Here is a 16,331-nt window from a genome sequence, read left to right as displayed (position 1 = left end):
TTTTATAGTCTAATGTCAGCTTGGTTTGGGTCTAATACATGCTTTACATCATATAAAATGTGCTGTGCTTTTCCATAAGAGCGGATTTTATCAACCCCCCATTCTTTAAATTCATGATGATCAACAGCCAACACAATACCATCATATTGACCTTGTTCTATGGTGTTTATTAACTCTATGCCATATTCATGTTTAACTTCTTCTGGGCTTGCCCAGCTATCGTACACATCAACCGACATATTAAAATCAGCAAGCTCTTTGACAATATCAATAATTTTTGTATTTCGAACATCAGGGCAATCACCTTTAAAGGTAAAACCTAAAACCAACACTTTTGCTTCATCAATGTGTATTTTTTTGCTTGATAGCTTTTTAACCAACTGGGTGGCTACATATTCCCCCATGCCGTCGTTGATACGTCGGCCTGCTAATATCACTTCAGGGCGGTAGCCCACCTCTTCAGCTTTATAGGTTAAATAATATGGGTCAACACTAATACAGTGACCGCCCACTAAGCCCGGCTTAAACTTTAAAAAGTTCCATTTAGTGCCAGCTGCGTTAAGTACTTCTTCAGTATCAATATCTAAGCGATTGAAGATTTTGGCAAACTCATTAATAACTGCAATATTTAAATCTCGTTGAGTGTTTTCAATCACTTTTGCCGCTTCTGCAACACGAATTGATGACGCTTTATGTGTACCCACTTCCACAATTGAGCCATATAAGTCATCAACAAATTGCGCCACTTCAGGAGTCGAACCCGAGGTTATTTTTACAATCTTCGTTAGTGTGTTTACCTTGTCACCCGGATTAATACGCTCAGGTGAATAGCCAGCATAAAAGTCTTGATTAAACTTAAGACCCGATACTTTTTCAATGATCGGAATACATACTTCTTCCGTTGCACCTGGGTATACCGTAGATTCATAAATCACAATGTCATTTTTCGCAACATACTTGCCTAGTAACTGTGATGCCTTTCGCAAAGGTGTCAAATCTGGCACATGATTATCATCGATAGGAGTTGGAACAGTTACGATATATACATTACAGTCTGCTAATTCAGCACTATCACTTGTAAACTTCAACTTGTCTGCCTGTGCAAGCTGCTCCGTAGTCACTTCTAGTGTTGCGTCAATTCCAGAGCGTAACTCATCAACACGCCCCGTATTGATATCAAAGCCTATAACATCAATCTTCTGACCAAACTCAACAGCCAACGGCAAACCGACGTATCCTAAACCTATCACACCAATTTTAATGTTCTTCAAAGGGTTAAACATTCATTACTCTCTTTCATTAATACTGAGCACTGACATTCACATTAATGTCTATACTATTCATTCTCGCAGTGATGTCATTGTTGCAGCCTAAAGGCCGTAATTACTCTAAACCAAACGTGCTATTACCTGTTTTTTCAAACAACATTCATCAAATGGCTACCGCTTGAACTTCGACTTTACAATCAGTAAAAAGTCATTTGGAATAATCAATATTCCACAAGCAACGACTAAAGCTGCGAACGCTTTTACTACGCTAATTTTTGATATTTCTTGGCACGTTGACCAAATGGGTTTATATTCCCCACCAACAGCTTCATTTACCACTTTTCTAAACAATAGCTTAGTGGGGTTACTATCAAGTTCCCGCTGCTTCCCTGATAAGAATAGCTCTAATTCAGGTAACAACTCATAACGACTTAATGCATCATCACCATCATATTTTTCTCGTTGTTTATCAAAAAACCACGCAATTTCAGATGCAGATTGAGCTTTTACGTCATAAGATACATTTCTTGTTAAAGACCCAACAGCAAAGCGGTAATTATATAATGGCTCTGGTAAATTGTAACTTTTGTATTTGTTCGACATCCGCCTTATCCAATCATAATCTTCTGCTGGACAGCCGCTAAAATACTCACGATATACACCTGTACTTTCAATCACCTCGCGCCTAACCATTACTGATGAACCACAAAAACACACTTCACTTTGCGTGCGAAGTTGCTCTTTAATTTCTGCGTCATCTTGGGGCAGCACGACACTCTGATACACTTTTCCTCTACTATTTGTACGATTAAAACCCGTACCACAGAAGCCATATTCATGCTGATTATCTAAAAATTCAACTTGCTTTTCTATTTTATCTAGTGATATCCAATCATCCGAATCAAGAAAAGTGATATAATCGCCTTTTGCATATGAAAACAACTTATTAAACGTTCTCAGATATCCTAAGTTCTTTTCATTTTTATAGATACACACATTGCTTTTATTCTTTGCTAGCTGCATCAGTTTTTCATTTGTTCCATCCGAACTCGCATCATCAAGAACAATAATTTCAAGGTTTTGATATGTTTGGTTATAGGCTGAATTAAATGCCTCTTCAATTGTATTCTCGCAATTATAAGCCGGTATTAATATGGAAACTAGTCTGTCTCTGAATTCACTCATTTTGATATCTTTCACTTTGCTATACAGCTAAAAAAGTCGACTCGTTTTTGCTCTAAAGCATTACTATCAATATATTTTAGAACGTCTTCTTTGGGAATAATATAATCTTTATACTCTTGAGCAAATTCAATCACTTTTTCCATTGCTTCTTTACTCAACCCATCTTCACTGCTACTAACATTTAATATCCAATCTGGCCGTTCATCCAAAAATGCAGTGTCTTTGTAGGGTAATACACTTGGTAATCCAGCTGATAAATACTCTCTCACCTTTAAAGGGCACGCCTCCATCATATTTTTACGATGTAAAGCCAGAGTGCCTAAGCCAATAGAGCATTGACGAGCAATTTCTGAGTACTTTTCCATGGGGAGATAACCATGAAATGTAATATTTGATAAAGACTCAGTGGTACTCGTATCATTAAAACCAACAACATGAAAATGTATTCGGTTTTTTGCATATTTAGCAAACTTAACCAATAAATCAACCCCATGCCAGTTAAGTCCTGGAGTCCCAATAAATAATATGCTCGGTATTTGCCGTTCCATTTCTCTTTTTCGATATGCAAAAGACTCAACATCGATTGAATTAGGTAGAACAAGACAATTTTCTAAACCTCGATAATTGACTAATTCTTTTGTTACAGCCACAGAACCATGTATACGTTTGTAATAATAACGGCGAGTTATTGCATTATAGAGGTATGTTATAAAGCCTTTCTTAGAGCTATATTTATCTATCAGTAACTCTTCATCTATGTCTGTATTTATTTCTGAAACAAGCTTGTATTTATTTAGCAGCCCGATTAGAAAAGGCGATAAAACCCATAATCGATGATAAACAATATCTGGTGAAAACTCATCTATTGCTTTGTTAAGCTTTGTTATTTCTTGTAACTTGCTGCCTTCAATAATCGTAGTTACTGAGCGATGAAAATCATACTGCTGATCCGTCACTAAAAAAAGTCGAGTATCTGCACCTATCACGTTCCACTTATCAACTTGCGCAATCACTTTATCAAATACACTTCGATACTTTGCACCTTTCAAAATAAGTAAGTAAGCCACTTTCACGAAACAACAATCTCCAATAACAAATCAATTAAAATGGTTAAAATATACACTTTCATTTCTGAGAGTCGTATTTAGTGCGGTAACTGTTTAATAACTTTTGCAGGGGAACCACCTATAATAACCCCACCATCAGGAAAACTCTTTGTCACGACACTTCCGGCCGCAACTACAGTATTTGCACCGAGTGTGACTCCAGGTAAAATAACGCTATTCATTCCAACCCAACAACTTTCACCCAAAACAACATTTTCACCCGGTAAATGAACCGATAAATCTTTTAGATCATGATTTGAGGTGATTATACCAACATTAGGAGCGATATAAGTACCTTTCCCCAAAGTAATGTGCCCATTGAAATTTTGAAAGTAGGTGCCTGACGAGTTAAAATTATTTATGTCCTCTGGGTCGAAGGTAATATTCTCCATATTTGATATGTTGCAATGCAAACTCACAGGGCACCGTAAAGGGTGACTTAACCTTAAAATATTTCTAGCAACCAAAGCTCTAAAGGCAAAACGATACCCTTGTATATTATTGTCAAACCAACGACCTTTTAGATATTTTTTATCAAAAAACAACTTAAGGAATGGCAAAAGTATATATTTCGCTATCAACATTTTCATTTTTACAAAAACACTCCTCGAACAGCCACAGCCAAAACGGCCCACAAAAATACGATACCTATTGGTATAGCCGCTTGACCTAGTAATCGGTAATAGCTCACGTTTGATTTATAGCTAAATGTAATTAAGCATATAAGATAAAAAACCGCACACGCTAAGCCTAAAAATTCAGTATAGTGATCAGAAAATACAAAGTACGCAAAAATGAGGCTTCCAATTCGGATAGCAAACCCAAATAGGGTTAGGCACAACATTTGTTTCTGAGCATTGTTTACATGCATGATCATTGAGATTGGTGAGGCAAGAAATTGTAATGCAAACCAAGGGGTGAGTATCATCATTATCTCTCCCGTCCTACGCCAACCATCTCCAAAAATGTAACCAGAAAAAACCTCGGCTGTACATCCTATGAAAATGAGAGGCCCTACACCTAGCTTCAGTAATGACAAAAGGTTCTTTTCAGTAATCATTGCAACTTGATCTTTGGAGGCTTTAGCTACTTCTGCGTAAAAAACTTGTGCTATTGAGCCTCCTATCAACGCCATAGGAACTTGAAGTATTTTTAAAGCCAAGAACAAATACCCTGCTTCAGGCCCAACCACAAAGTATGCAATCAAAACGATCGGTAATTGGATGCCACCATTATTTGCCAAAACTTCAAATGTAGACAATTGTGGGTATTGACGATAGCGTCGAGCAATAAAGTACAGGTGTTTCTTCTTAATAGTTTTTAACACCTGCCCATGGTGAGTTAATAAATACTTAGAGGTAGAGAAAATACCTGATACATAATTAAGCAGCTGCCCAAAAACCAATCCGGAAGGGATACTTAAAAAAGCGGCTAATAATTGAGTTCCATTGCCCGCAACTGCTTGAGATACACGCGTTTTCGCGACTAAATCAAATGCTTTTTCTCGAGTTGCCCAAAATTGTAAGGCATTAAATGTCGCTGCACAAAACACGCCGATAGGAACAAGGTATAAAATAAACACAGGTACAGAGGACGCTTCAAGGATTTTACTCTCAAAAATTAGAATCAATATCAAACTTAATAAAGAGATAATTGTCGTACATATTAAAGATAGGAGAAATAAAGTTAACGCATTTTTATCTCTTTTTGGCAAAGGAATCGCTATTTCAAAACGGCAGCACGCAGCACTACTCAGCAAAGCGACAATTGCAACAAAAACACCTAGTACCTCAAAATCATTAGGCGAGAAATGCCTTGTTAAAATTGGCAATGATAAAAAGGTTAGTAAATGCCCTAACCCCGTACCACTAACCAGCATCACAATTGAGTACACATACCTATTACTACGTAGACGAGCCAGCCAGGCGCTAGTTATTGCAATCACCGTCTGAACTCATGTTCTTTGAAAACCTTTAAATCCTTGAAAATCAAGAAGAAAAAAATCGGGTAATCTTTAAGTAAACGCTTCAATACGTATCCATTATCAAAAATTCGATATAACCACCTTAAGTTATATTTATTAATAAAGGTTGGGTAATACTGAACCTTTTCACTACTTTGATGTAAAAACCCGCCACACGTATAAATTTGCTTAATTTGACCTTTCGCTTTTTCTTTTAATAAAACGGAAAATTGATCTTGTCTAGGGCTCCCTAAACCACAAATAACAAACTCGGCACCTGACCTTAAAATGCTATCAACCACCTCATTATCATTCGAAAAATAGCCATCTCTGTAACCAACAATATTGATCCCAGGGTAATTTTCTTGGAAAATATGGACTGTTTTCTCTATTTCCTCAGGTTTAGCCCCGATAATATATAGAGGGAAGCCATGCTTATTAGCTTCTTCAAGAAAGTGCCGCGCAAATGATCCTAGATCAAAGCTTAGTCGTGGGACTTCTTTATTGAAAAAGCGTGAAAAGAGCTTCGCTGAGGAAATTGCGTCACTATAAATTGCATCAACCTGTTCAACTGTTTGTAATTCTTCCCTCAGTTGTAAATACGAAAACGGGTTAACAAAAGTAATAACCTCTGTATTATGACACTCAGTTTGACATCTTAATTTACTAAATTGTTCGAAAATATCGGGAGAGTTTTTTACTTTTTGTAAAATCACATGCATCTATGAGCCTTTTAAATACATAACTATATTAAACTAGGAACAGCAACAAAATTGAACTAAACCAGTTTAGTCAAAACAAATCTAAGCTCAAAAATAAGCGGTCAGCATTTTACCTGTTAGTAGCAACAGAAACCACTGAAAATTATTATTTTTGAATGCTCTACCAAATATAGCCTCCTCTCCACTTTAAGTTAACACAAAAAACACCACGAGTTCACAAAACAAACAATCTTACTGGTTATTGATGACTTTGCAATTGGACTTTGAGTGTCATGGCCAAACTCCTCCAATCATACATATCTAATGCCAGGTTGCGCCCTGCTACGCTTAACTGGTCAATTAAGACTGGGTTGCTTACCAATCGACCAATTGCATTGCCAAGCTCAGCTGCACAGATCATATCAACAAACAAACACTCTCTATTCGTTATTAATTCTGATGTTGCAGTTTGTGGCGCTGCTTTATTTGAAAATGCAACAATAGGTAAACCGGATGCTAATGCTTCTAATACAATTTGCCCTAATGGCTCATACGTAGAGGTCATCATAAATATATCAGCTGCTTGATAATAAATGCTCGGCTCACTAGTAGCTCCGATAAACATCACTCTAGCTTCCACATGAAGCTCTTTAGCCAACTCTGTCAGTGCGTTTTTTTCCGGGCCGTCCCCTATAATAATTGCGTAACAGCTATCAGAATGTAACAAAGCTTCAATTAACAGATTAAACCCTTTCGCTTTAACTAATCGGCCGACACCTAGCAACAACGTCCCCGTTAAAGGTAGGCCCAGTTCTGATTTTAAATTGTGCTTTTGTATAACCTCTAAAGGCTGAAAACGCCGACAGTCAACCCCTGGTTTGGTAATTGTTATTTTGGGGGGGGACCACTTTAAACTATGTTCAACCTGCTTTTTCATATTCTCACTAAATACAACTAATTGATTAGCCATGCGAAACGCAAGTTGTTGAACCATACTATGTACATATAAACGGCCAACCTTTTTTATATACGAAAAATATCCCAGTTCAATCGATGTATTGATTGGCTTATCTTGTTCTTGTACAACACCAGGTACTAAATAGACTACCGGTAGTTTACAAACAATTTTGGCTATCACAGTAGTATCATGATAACGACTAACTATTCCTAACGTATCACAATGAATCAAGGTTTTAAGCTTCTTTCTCATATCAATGTAACGTGCAAAACTTCGCAAAATAGGGAACCTGCACCACCACTGCCTTACCCCAAATCTATGTACATTAATACCATCAAGAACTTCAAATGAGGGAAGGCTCCTATCATTAACTAAATTTATATCACCAACAAGAATGTCAACATGATAACCATCTTTTTGATAAGACTTAGCTAAGTGGTAGAGTGAGTTCTCTATCCCCCCTATATTTGGATAATATGCATTACTTAACAATATGATTGAGCCGACCCGTTTTCCTGACATTATTGGTACCCTAAAAGTTCATAATCTTTTTGATACAAAGCTTTGATCTTGGCTTGTGCACTAGCCGAGATGTCAGCTACTTTAGTTATGTGCCCCTTATTTTCCCATGGCAGTTGAGCATGCCAATTTTGAGATTTCGAAAAAGCCAACCATTCACTATCTAAATTCTCATAGTGCAAAATAGTATCAACTCTACATTTATAATGGCGATCATAAATATAAAAGACCTGAGGCTGAAACAATGTCTGAAATAATAAAAAATCATGATCTAGAACATTTTCCACAAACTGCTCAAAATTCTCGGAACCATTTTCAATATAAGCCTTTAGCTCTAAGTCTGATGGGGAATGATTACCGCCATTTATAATATAGTTGTACGCTGAAAAAACCCGTTGTAATGGTTCTCGTACAATTGCAAATTTATGAAAAGATTCAAAGAATACAGGGTTTGACTCGAAAAAATCAAACCATTTAGCATGCCACCGATAGCCCTTATCATCAAAAAACTTGAGTACGCTGCTTCCCGCATTTTTCGGTATATGAACAAATAAGCATTTATTTTTAATCATGAATTTTTTGTACGGGTAGTGCGCGAATGGTAAATGGAACTTTATGCGGGAAAGGTATTTTTTCAACATGAAATTTATAAAGCGTATTCTAAAGGTTGGTGGTATGATAACAGATTACATGTAACGGCCTTCCATTAATTTACTATAAATGCATATCCTCGTTATTCCATCATGGTATGAAACACCGCAGAACAAAACCCTCGGTTCGTTTTTCAAAGAGCAAGCCATTGCACTGCAAGAGCAAGGGTGTCAAATTGGCATTATATATTCTGAGCCTGTTTCAATAAAACGCTTCTCAAGGTATTTTGAGACCGATAATAAAAAAGACAGTTGCTTAACACTTAAAAGAAAAAAATACTTATGTATTCCCTTTTGTTATGACACCAATTTACGTCTACATATTAGGAATTATAAAAAGCTCTATGCTCAATATGTCGCTGAACACGGTAAACCAGATTTAATTCATGCGCACAGTTTTATGTATGGGCCTGGCGGAGCAGCTGGGTTAGCTGCATACGAAATAGCACAACAGTTTAATGTTAAATATGTAGTTACTGAGCATGCGTCAGCTTTGTTATTGGATAATATAAAGCCTAAGGAACTTAAAGCAATAAAAGCAGCGAGTATTCATGCACAGCAGGTACTTGCTGTCTCCAAGTCACTGTCACTCTTAATGCATAACAAGCTTGCTCTCAGCCAAGCACCACATGTCATTGGTAATGTCATAGACACTCACTTATTTAGACCTGTACCACTCTCTCAATCAAGGTATACATTCATTACGGTAGCTCAATTGCGACCAATTAAAGAAATCAATAAGATTTTGTATGCTTTCGCAGATGTACAAAAAGATCACCCCGAAACGGCATTATTTATTGTAGGTGATGGCCCTGATAAACCAGCCCTTGAAAATCTAGCACACTCACTGGCCCTTAATCACGTGCAATTTTTTGGTTCAGTTGCAAGAACCCGCGTAGCAAACTTACTACAAGAGTCACATTGCTATATTAACTGGTCAAAATACGAAACTTTTTCTGTCGCTGTTCATGAAGCTATTTCTTGCGGCTTGCGAGTTATCTCTAGCGCTTGTCAAGGCCCTGAAGAAAGTTTGGAGCATTGCGGGGAGCTTATCTGTAAATCAAACTCCTCACAAGCCTTAGCGAGAACGATGATGTTGCTGCTTAGCGATCCTAATAACAATGCTATGTCTGCAGATCAAAAACACATGTTCATCACTCAAAAGTTTGGTAAAAAAGCCATTGCTGAACAGCTTATCAAAGAGTATAAAAAAATTGTCTTATAAATCACTGATAAAAAATGCGAGTGCACCTTTATTAATTAAGATTTTCACCGCTTTGCTAGGCTTTGTTTTCAACTGGTTACTTACTCAACAGCTCACAAGCTCTGACTTTGGTATCGTGGCGCTTTATCAACTCACTCTCTTAGCTATCGTCACACTATCCAAGTTCGGCATAGATCAAGCTTTCGTTAAGCTTTGTGCGATCAATTGCAATGTCTATAATATTAGATACTTTGTGCTTGTGTGTTACACCATTACCTTATTCGGCATTTTATTTCTAATACAAATGCTCGTATATGGGATTGGCCTATTTCCACACTTAACTAATAACCTTGTGTTTCTTGATCTTTATAGTCACTTCCTCCTACTGTGCTGCTTTGCAACATCGGTCACTACCATTAATGCTGGTATTCTAAAAGGGCTAAAACATGCATCTTTATTCGCAAGCTTCAACGGTTTCGTAAGCCTCACTATCGCTACCTTATATTTATTACTATTTAAAGTGAGTTCAATACACGAAACGTTTACCATACTCACTATCTCGTTAGGCATGAGTGCTTTTTTAAGTTTGTGCTTTATAGCTAGAAAGCTACCGAGCCAATATAAGCAATTGCCAGTAAGTAAATACACTGAGTTTACCCATAGTACATTATCATTTTGGGTTGCTGCGATTGTCTTTTTAGTGATCCAACAAAGTGGCAGTCTGTTACTAAGCCTGCATGCAAATTTGCAACAACTTGGGGTTTTTATTATTGTCATTAAATTAGCCTCTCTTCCAAGTATTTTTCTCTTTGCACTCAATAGTGTGCTAGCCCCAAAATTTGCAGCTTTTTATAACAACAACCAGCATACCTTGCTACAAAAGCACTTTGAACAATCACAGCGTGTACTCATTATTATCGCAATAATAATGAATATACTGTGTTATGGTATTGGCTCACATATTCTTGCCTTGTTTGGTGAACACTTTAGAGAAGGCTATGAATGGCTCTGTATTATTCTTATCGGCCAATCGGTTAATTTAATAACAGGGCCCGCAATTACACTCTTAGCAATGAGTGGAAATGAACGTATTCATCGTAACATTTCGATACTTTCCGGCCTATTAACTGTTATTATAGGGGCTGTGCTTGTAACTCAATATGGGCCACTGGGGGCTGCAATTACCACAGCTTTAGCAATGACCCTGCAAAACACCTTCAGTTATTTATACGTAAAAACAAGAGTTTTAAATATTAAACATGATTTCACATCAACATAAATGTCTTTTTATCCATATCCCCAAAGTCGCAGGGCAAAGCATTGAAAGCGCTTTTCTGTCAGAATTACAGCTAAACTGGGAAGATAGAGAGTGTTTACTCTTAAAAAAGAATTCCGACCCAGAAAAAGGCCCGCCCCGTTTGGCGCACCTTACTAGCGATGAATACTTGAACTTAAACTACATAACTCAACGTGATTACGATACATACTTTAAGTTTTCATTCGTTCGTAACCCTTGGAGTCGGCTAGTTTCTGAATATAATTACAAACAGCCTGAAATGAGCTTTGATCAGTTTGCGCTCAACTTTCTTCCTAAGTGCCGACATGATGATTATAAACAGCACAATGGTATTCATCGACACCTTATGCCACAGGTTGACTTTATTTACGGCGGTGGCACCTGCCAAGTTGATTTCATTGGGAAATTCGAAAATATTCAACACGACTTTAATATAGTATCAAAAAAAGTATTCGGTAAATCCATTGCTCTTCCGTATCGGAATAAAACCAAAAACCGCAGCCTAATTAGCAAGCTATTTAACCGAGATACAGCAAAACCTTTTCAAACTTATTACACCCGTGAGACACGCCATTTTGTAGAACAATTTTATGAAAAAGATATCAAAGAATTTAACTATCACTTTGATGATTGATCAAACAGAACCCTATAAGGACCTACTGAGCAATACGTTCGCAACAAAAAAGTAATTTAAATAAAGTAAGCAACCTCAGCTCTAAATAAGCGAATTTGTCCAATTAAGCTATTTTTCTCACTCTCGGCGTTGCTTTCATTTGTAATAGCCCGCTATTACTGCATAAAAGCGCCGTGATATTGAACAAATATCATCATTGGATTGTACGTAAGCTTGTTTGCAAAACATTTTCTATTCCAAAACCCCTATCCAAACCTGAGGTTAAACGGCTGATACAAGCATAATTTTTCTTATTAAAAATACGGGTATCTTAATGTCAAAAATAAAAGCATCTCTTAATGCTATTTCCGCGTGTTCTAATCTATTAGTGAACACTCGCTTAAGGATTAAAACGCGACTAGAGCGTATTCACTCCCCTTGTAATAAATTACTCCTACCGCTTTGTGCAGTCTACCTCGCAATTCCTTCTGAAGTAATGCCCACCATTTTAAGCACCGTGAAAATAGATCGTTAACTTGTGGCTGGCTGTGGGTTTGATTGTAGATTTGTGTCACTCGTTTTGAATAGCCTCTTCTCAATATAAAGAGTTTCCTTAAGCCTCTTCAAAGTGATGACATTATTTTTAGCTAATATGTGTACATGCAAAAGTATCGTTTAGCGATGACATTGCTATAAACGTATTGATATAAAAAAAGCGAGCATAAGCTCGCTTTTTTATAGCTGTGTAATTAAAAATTACTTGCTAGAGAAAGCACCGATAGTTAGACGGTCTTGACCTTCAGCTGTGATTTTAGCAGCAGCGAATACAGTTACGTCTTCTTTTGGTACATTAGTTGTGATTTCAAGTGCAACTTTGAACTGGTCTTTACCTAGTTCAGCAGTTAGCTTCTGAGTGATAACGTCAAGTAGGTTACGTACACCTGGCTTAGCATTTTCAATAACCACACCTAGAGACTTCCAAGTGTTAGTTTCAGTGTTACCTGCACTACCTTCAACCATATAACGTACAGAGATATCACCTGTTTGAACACCTTTGTTAGTGTGACGGATGATAGGCTGTGTGTTAGGACCGAATGGGATGTAAGGAACGTTTACAACTGAACCGTTTAGAGTCCACTCAGCAACCGCTGCATCAGTTACAACGTTAAGTGCTGTGTCAGCCGTTGTTGCATCAGCAGTTTTATCATTGATAAGGTTGATGCTTGCTGTATAAGTAGTTTCAGCAAGCGCTACAGTTGCAGCTGGAGTAGCAGAAGCACCTTTCACTTTGAATGAAATCTGGTGATACTTATCAAGGTCGTTATCCGCACCAGTACTGTTAAGTGGAATCGTTAACTCAGTCATTGCAGTGTTAAGTGCAAGCTTTGTTGCATCGATTGTATCATCACCAGCTGCGTTATGCTGACCAATTGGCGCAACAGTGTTGATGCTGTCAAATGGTGCATATGTTAGTGCAGTTGCAATTTCTGCTGAAGAAAGCTTACCGTCAGTACCTGCGTAATCAGATAACCAAGAGAAGTTACCTTTAACTAAGATTGTACCTGACTTTGGCGTTAGGTTACCAAGCGTTGTATCTTCAGATGCTTCAACAACAAATGTGTCTTGCGTTAACGAATCGTCAGTCGCAAGGAACGTGTTTGCAGAGTCATTTGTGTTAGCAGCAAACTGGAAACGTTGCTGTTGAACGTCAACAATACCATCACCTTTAACATGTACTTTTGCACTGTACTGTTTTGCAAGGTTTGCAAGTTTAGCAGCAGGTGTTACATCATACTTAACGTTTGCTGTATTTTGAACTTCAGAAGACACTGAAATTTCAGTTGCACCAGCAGATGGCGTTACATTAACACCTTCTAAACGTAGGAATTCATTTGCTTTACCATTGTAACCAGTATCAACAGTGAACAAAATTGTGTTACCTACTACACCCAACAGAGTAAATGTACCTAAACGGTCACCATCAGTTGCGATATTACCATCTGGGCCGTAGCTTTTAAGTGTCGCACCTAAGCTCGATTGAGCATTAACTGTACCACCAGTTACCGTGAACGTAATTGTATCTTCTGCTGTGAAACCACCAATACCTGCAATCTGAGTTGCTGAAAGTACAACACCTTTAGCCGCTGCAGATTCAGCAGAGTACTTAGCTGTTGAAGAAGATACTAGTTCATCTTTAATTACTACTGTACATGCGTCTGTACCAGTGTACGTTACTGAGCTAGCTGTAGTGTTCGCACCATCAGCGCCTGTGATAGTAATTGTATCGTTTACCGCAGCATTATTAGGAGTGAATGCACCAGTTACGGCAGTCACACTTAAAGTAGTTGCAGCAGTCGCACAACCATTTACAGCTGCTAGAGCACCAATAGTTGTACCGGCAGCCGTTGCACCCGCTTCTTTAACATCAACAGATAAAATACCTGCTGTTGCAGTTAGTGAAGTACCCGCTACAGCTAGCGCTAGTAGAGTTTTCTTAAACATGTTTTCCATTCTCCAAGTTTCATGAAACTGAAATAGATTTCTATTTCGGTCTTTTTTCATTGTTTTTTTACTTAGGCCGTCACCTAAGTAACAACCAAACAAGTCAAGTTTAAGCAGAGCATACTACTAAAGTCAACCCTGCCAAGCACCTAACCGTTCATTAAACAACCATTTATCTAGATTTGTCTAGTGATTGCTGATTAGCTTTCAAGCGAACACTAAACATATCGATTCTAATTCGATTACTTAAATAATTCAATGATTATATAAGTAAAGTTTAGTGAAAAACACGGTTAGTTTTCGCTTTCGTTAAAACTTAAGTTTTCAAGACTTTTTTGAAATTGTTGCTTTAATCCCGACCACTCACTTTGATTATGGATCACTCTGGGAGTCACCAACACCACGAGCTCGGTTTTATCTCCACTGTCAGTGTTCGCGCGGAAAAGGTGTCCTAAAATTGGCAAATCACCCAAAATTGGCACCTTAGTTTCCTTCTTGGTTCGATTATCACTAATCAGCCCGCCCAATATGATGGTTTGGCCACTTTCCGCAACGACTTCGGTATTGATCGTTCGCTCAAATACACTTGGATTAATTGCGCTGGTGGTCCCGACTTCAACCTGGTTAGATATTTTTTGATTAATCGCCATGAGCACAACCCCCTGAGCATTTACTGTTGGTGTTACGCCAAGCTCAACACCTGTTTTTCGATACTCAACTTCGGTGGTTTGCTTATCAGTGCCTAACGGATCTGACGTTGTTTTACCAACGATCGGAATATCGGTACCGACACTGATAGATGCGGCAACGCCATCACGAACCACCAAGGTTGGTCTTGAAAGTATATTGACCAAACTATTCGACTTAAATAAGTTCGCTTGAATATTGCCATCTGCGCCATTGACTAAATACGACAACCCGCCAAATCCTTCACCCATAAATGCGCCTGAAGTGCCAAGTCCGTAATTGCCATTATTAAGCGCAAACTCGACGCCCTTTTTAAACTCGTCTGTCAATGTTACTTCAGCAATGATCACTTCCAACATTATTTGTTTTGGTAAGACGTCGAGTTTTTTTATCAACGGCACTATTTGCTGATAGCGCTCTCCTGAGGTGTGAAAAATAATCGTATTAGAGCGTTCATCAACGACCATTTTCAAGCCATCTGATGATGCACTCCTGACCGTTCCAACACCGCGAGGTTGACTGTTTGCTGTATTCTCATTGGCAATACTGGTCGCGCTACTACGACCACTATCGGAGCCAATTAAGGCCTCTAAACTCACCCCTAAATCTGCCGCTCGGCTAAATTGCGGCTGATATAAAAAGTACTGCATTTCTGTTGTTTGCAGTGGTTTATCTATTTGGCTCAACCAAAACATAGCCCTATCAAGCGTCGTTTGTTGGGTGGCAAAAAAGATTAATACACCTTGATTTTCAATTTCGACAACAGATAAGGTTGAACGCCCTCGCCCTGAACCATTTGTTGAAATAACAATCCCTTCTTCAGCCAATAAGTCTTTCAGTTTACTCACCGCTGACTTAGTATCAATGAAAGAGCTCTTGTACGCACCAACCTCTCTTTCGTACAATGAAGGCCTATCCATCAATGCAACGAGGTCCAACGCCCTTAGAATGTCTTGCCTTTTTCCTTGTATGGTCATTACACCCCGCGCTACATCCGCTTGTGCACTGATCCCCATTAAAACACGTAACGTATTGGCCAAAGAAGCTTGCAAACCATAATCAAACGGCACAATTTGGTATACATCTAAAGATGTTTGTGGCACATCTTGTGGCTTTTTCCCATAACCATAAACTAGGTTTTTAGACTGTCCTTCTTCTTTTTTATGAATGTAGTAAATGCCATCATTGTAGCGAATAACGTAATTACGCTCTGATAACAGTTTTTCTGTTAGCGTAAATAGCTTTCTTGAGCTAATTTTTTCTTGCAAATTTAACGTGACAGGGTTGCTACTTTGTTTAACGTCATCATCAATAACATAACTAACCTTGAGCTGCTCTCCCATAACTTGATGTAAATAGTCAGCTAAAGGTAATTCGTCCGCCGAAATTGTCAGAGAATTTGAAGCATCAAATGAGTGTAAAATATCCTCAGCTGTCTTCAGGTTCGTCTGGTTCAACTTAAAAGGCGGTATATACTTATACTTTACAGCGTGCTCTTCTTCTGGACTTTCAGTCGCGATAAGCTCAGCGTTCACCACATCAACCTGCTCAGAAGTATTCCGAAGGTAAGACGAAGGTGATTCAAAATTGCTGTCAATTTTTTGAGTACTCGAACATCCCACTAAAAATAGTGTCAACGCACTACTGATCAATAATGTTCGGTTATGTAGTTTCATCT

The 16,331-nt window shown here is 38.1% G+C and carries 13 protein-coding genes; 3 read left to right on the top strand and 10 right to left on the bottom strand.

Annotated elements, in window-relative coordinates; all coding sequences use genetic code 11:
- Positions 1-2: 2 nt before the first annotated feature.
- The 8 genes from tviB to J8M01_RS02395 all read right to left on the bottom strand — a co-directional run bounded on the left by tviB (position 3) and on the right by J8M01_RS02395 (position 8,272).
- A complete protein-coding gene (gene tviB, locus J8M01_RS02430; protein WP_211056875.1) occupies positions 3-1,283 on the bottom strand; it encodes a Vi polysaccharide biosynthesis UDP-N-acetylglucosamine C-6 dehydrogenase TviB in 1,281 nt (426 codons plus the stop codon).
- Positions 1,284-1,439: 156 nt separating this feature from the next.
- Positions 1,440-2,453, bottom strand: a complete 1,014-nt coding sequence (locus tag J8M01_RS02425; protein WP_211047903.1) for a glycosyltransferase family 2 protein — start codon at positions 2,451-2,453, stop codon at positions 1,440-1,442.
- Positions 2,454-2,464: 11 nt separating this feature from the next.
- Positions 2,465-3,526, bottom strand: a complete 1,062-nt coding sequence (locus J8M01_RS24300) for a glycosyltransferase (protein ID WP_211047904.1) — start codon at positions 3,524-3,526, stop codon at positions 2,465-2,467.
- A gap of 71 nt (positions 3,527-3,597) precedes the next feature.
- On the bottom strand, positions 3,598-4,149 hold the full coding sequence (locus J8M01_RS02415) for an acyltransferase (protein WP_247670955.1): 552 nt from the start codon (positions 4,147-4,149) through the stop codon (positions 3,598-3,600).
- A gap of 2 nt (positions 4,150-4,151) precedes the next feature.
- A complete protein-coding gene (locus J8M01_RS02410; protein ID WP_211056874.1) occupies positions 4,152-5,453 on the bottom strand; it encodes an oligosaccharide flippase family protein in 1,302 nt (433 codons plus the stop codon).
- Positions 5,454-5,500: 47 nt separating this feature from the next.
- A complete protein-coding gene (locus J8M01_RS02405) occupies positions 5,501-6,244 on the bottom strand; it encodes a WecB/TagA/CpsF family glycosyltransferase (protein WP_211047906.1) in 744 nt (247 codons plus the stop codon).
- A 238-nt stretch (positions 6,245-6,482) separates the two neighbouring features.
- The gene (locus tag J8M01_RS02400) at positions 6,483-7,703 is read right to left on the bottom strand and encodes a glycosyltransferase family 4 protein (protein ID WP_211056873.1); all 1,221 of its coding nucleotides are present in this window, start codon (positions 7,701-7,703) and stop codon (positions 6,483-6,485) included.
- Positions 7,703-8,272, bottom strand: coding sequence for a sulfotransferase family 2 domain-containing protein (locus J8M01_RS02395; protein WP_211056872.1), 570 nt, complete (start codon positions 8,270-8,272; stop codon positions 7,703-7,705). The genes J8M01_RS02400 and J8M01_RS02395 overlap by 1 nt, the downstream gene beginning before the upstream one ends.
- Positions 8,273-8,420: 148 nt before the next feature.
- Here J8M01_RS02395 and J8M01_RS02390 point away from each other — a divergent pair, with 148 nt between their 5' ends.
- The 3 genes from J8M01_RS02390 to J8M01_RS02380 are packed head-to-tail and all read left to right on the top strand — an operon-like array spanning position 8,421 to position 11,485.
- Positions 8,421-9,575 carry a glycosyltransferase gene (locus J8M01_RS02390; protein ID WP_211056871.1) on the top strand — a complete coding sequence of 385 codons (1,155 nt, stop codon included), beginning with the start codon at positions 8,421-8,423 and terminating at the stop codon, positions 9,573-9,575.
- Positions 9,565-10,833, top strand: coding sequence for an oligosaccharide flippase family protein (locus J8M01_RS02385; protein ID WP_211056870.1), 1,269 nt, complete (start codon positions 9,565-9,567; stop codon positions 10,831-10,833). The genes J8M01_RS02390 and J8M01_RS02385 overlap by 11 nt, the downstream gene beginning before the upstream one ends.
- Entirely contained in the window at positions 10,814-11,485 is a 672-nt protein-coding gene (locus J8M01_RS02380; RefSeq protein ID WP_211056869.1) for a sulfotransferase family protein, read from the top strand. Before J8M01_RS02385 ends, J8M01_RS02380 begins: the two co-directional genes overlap by 20 nt.
- Before the next feature lie 735 nt (positions 11,486-12,220).
- Here J8M01_RS02380 and J8M01_RS02375 read toward each other — a convergent pair.
- Together J8M01_RS02375 and J8M01_RS02370 are read right to left on the bottom strand one after the other, a co-directional pair.
- The gene (locus tag J8M01_RS02375) at positions 12,221-13,966 is read right to left on the bottom strand and encodes a hypothetical protein (RefSeq protein ID WP_211056868.1); all 1,746 of its coding nucleotides are present in this window, start codon (positions 13,964-13,966) and stop codon (positions 12,221-12,223) included.
- Positions 13,967-14,259: 293 nt separating this feature from the next.
- Positions 14,260-16,329, bottom strand: coding sequence for a secretin N-terminal domain-containing protein (locus J8M01_RS02370; RefSeq protein WP_211057013.1), 2,070 nt, complete (start codon positions 16,327-16,329; stop codon positions 14,260-14,262).
- Positions 16,330-16,331: the final 2 nt, after the last annotated feature.

The sequence above is a fragment of the Pseudoalteromonas sp. MMG005 genome, assembly GCF_018101015.1.
Lineage (GTDB): Bacteria > Pseudomonadota > Gammaproteobacteria > Enterobacterales > Alteromonadaceae > Pseudoalteromonas > Pseudoalteromonas aurantia.
This window is presented reverse-complemented; position numbering and strand designations above follow the sequence as displayed.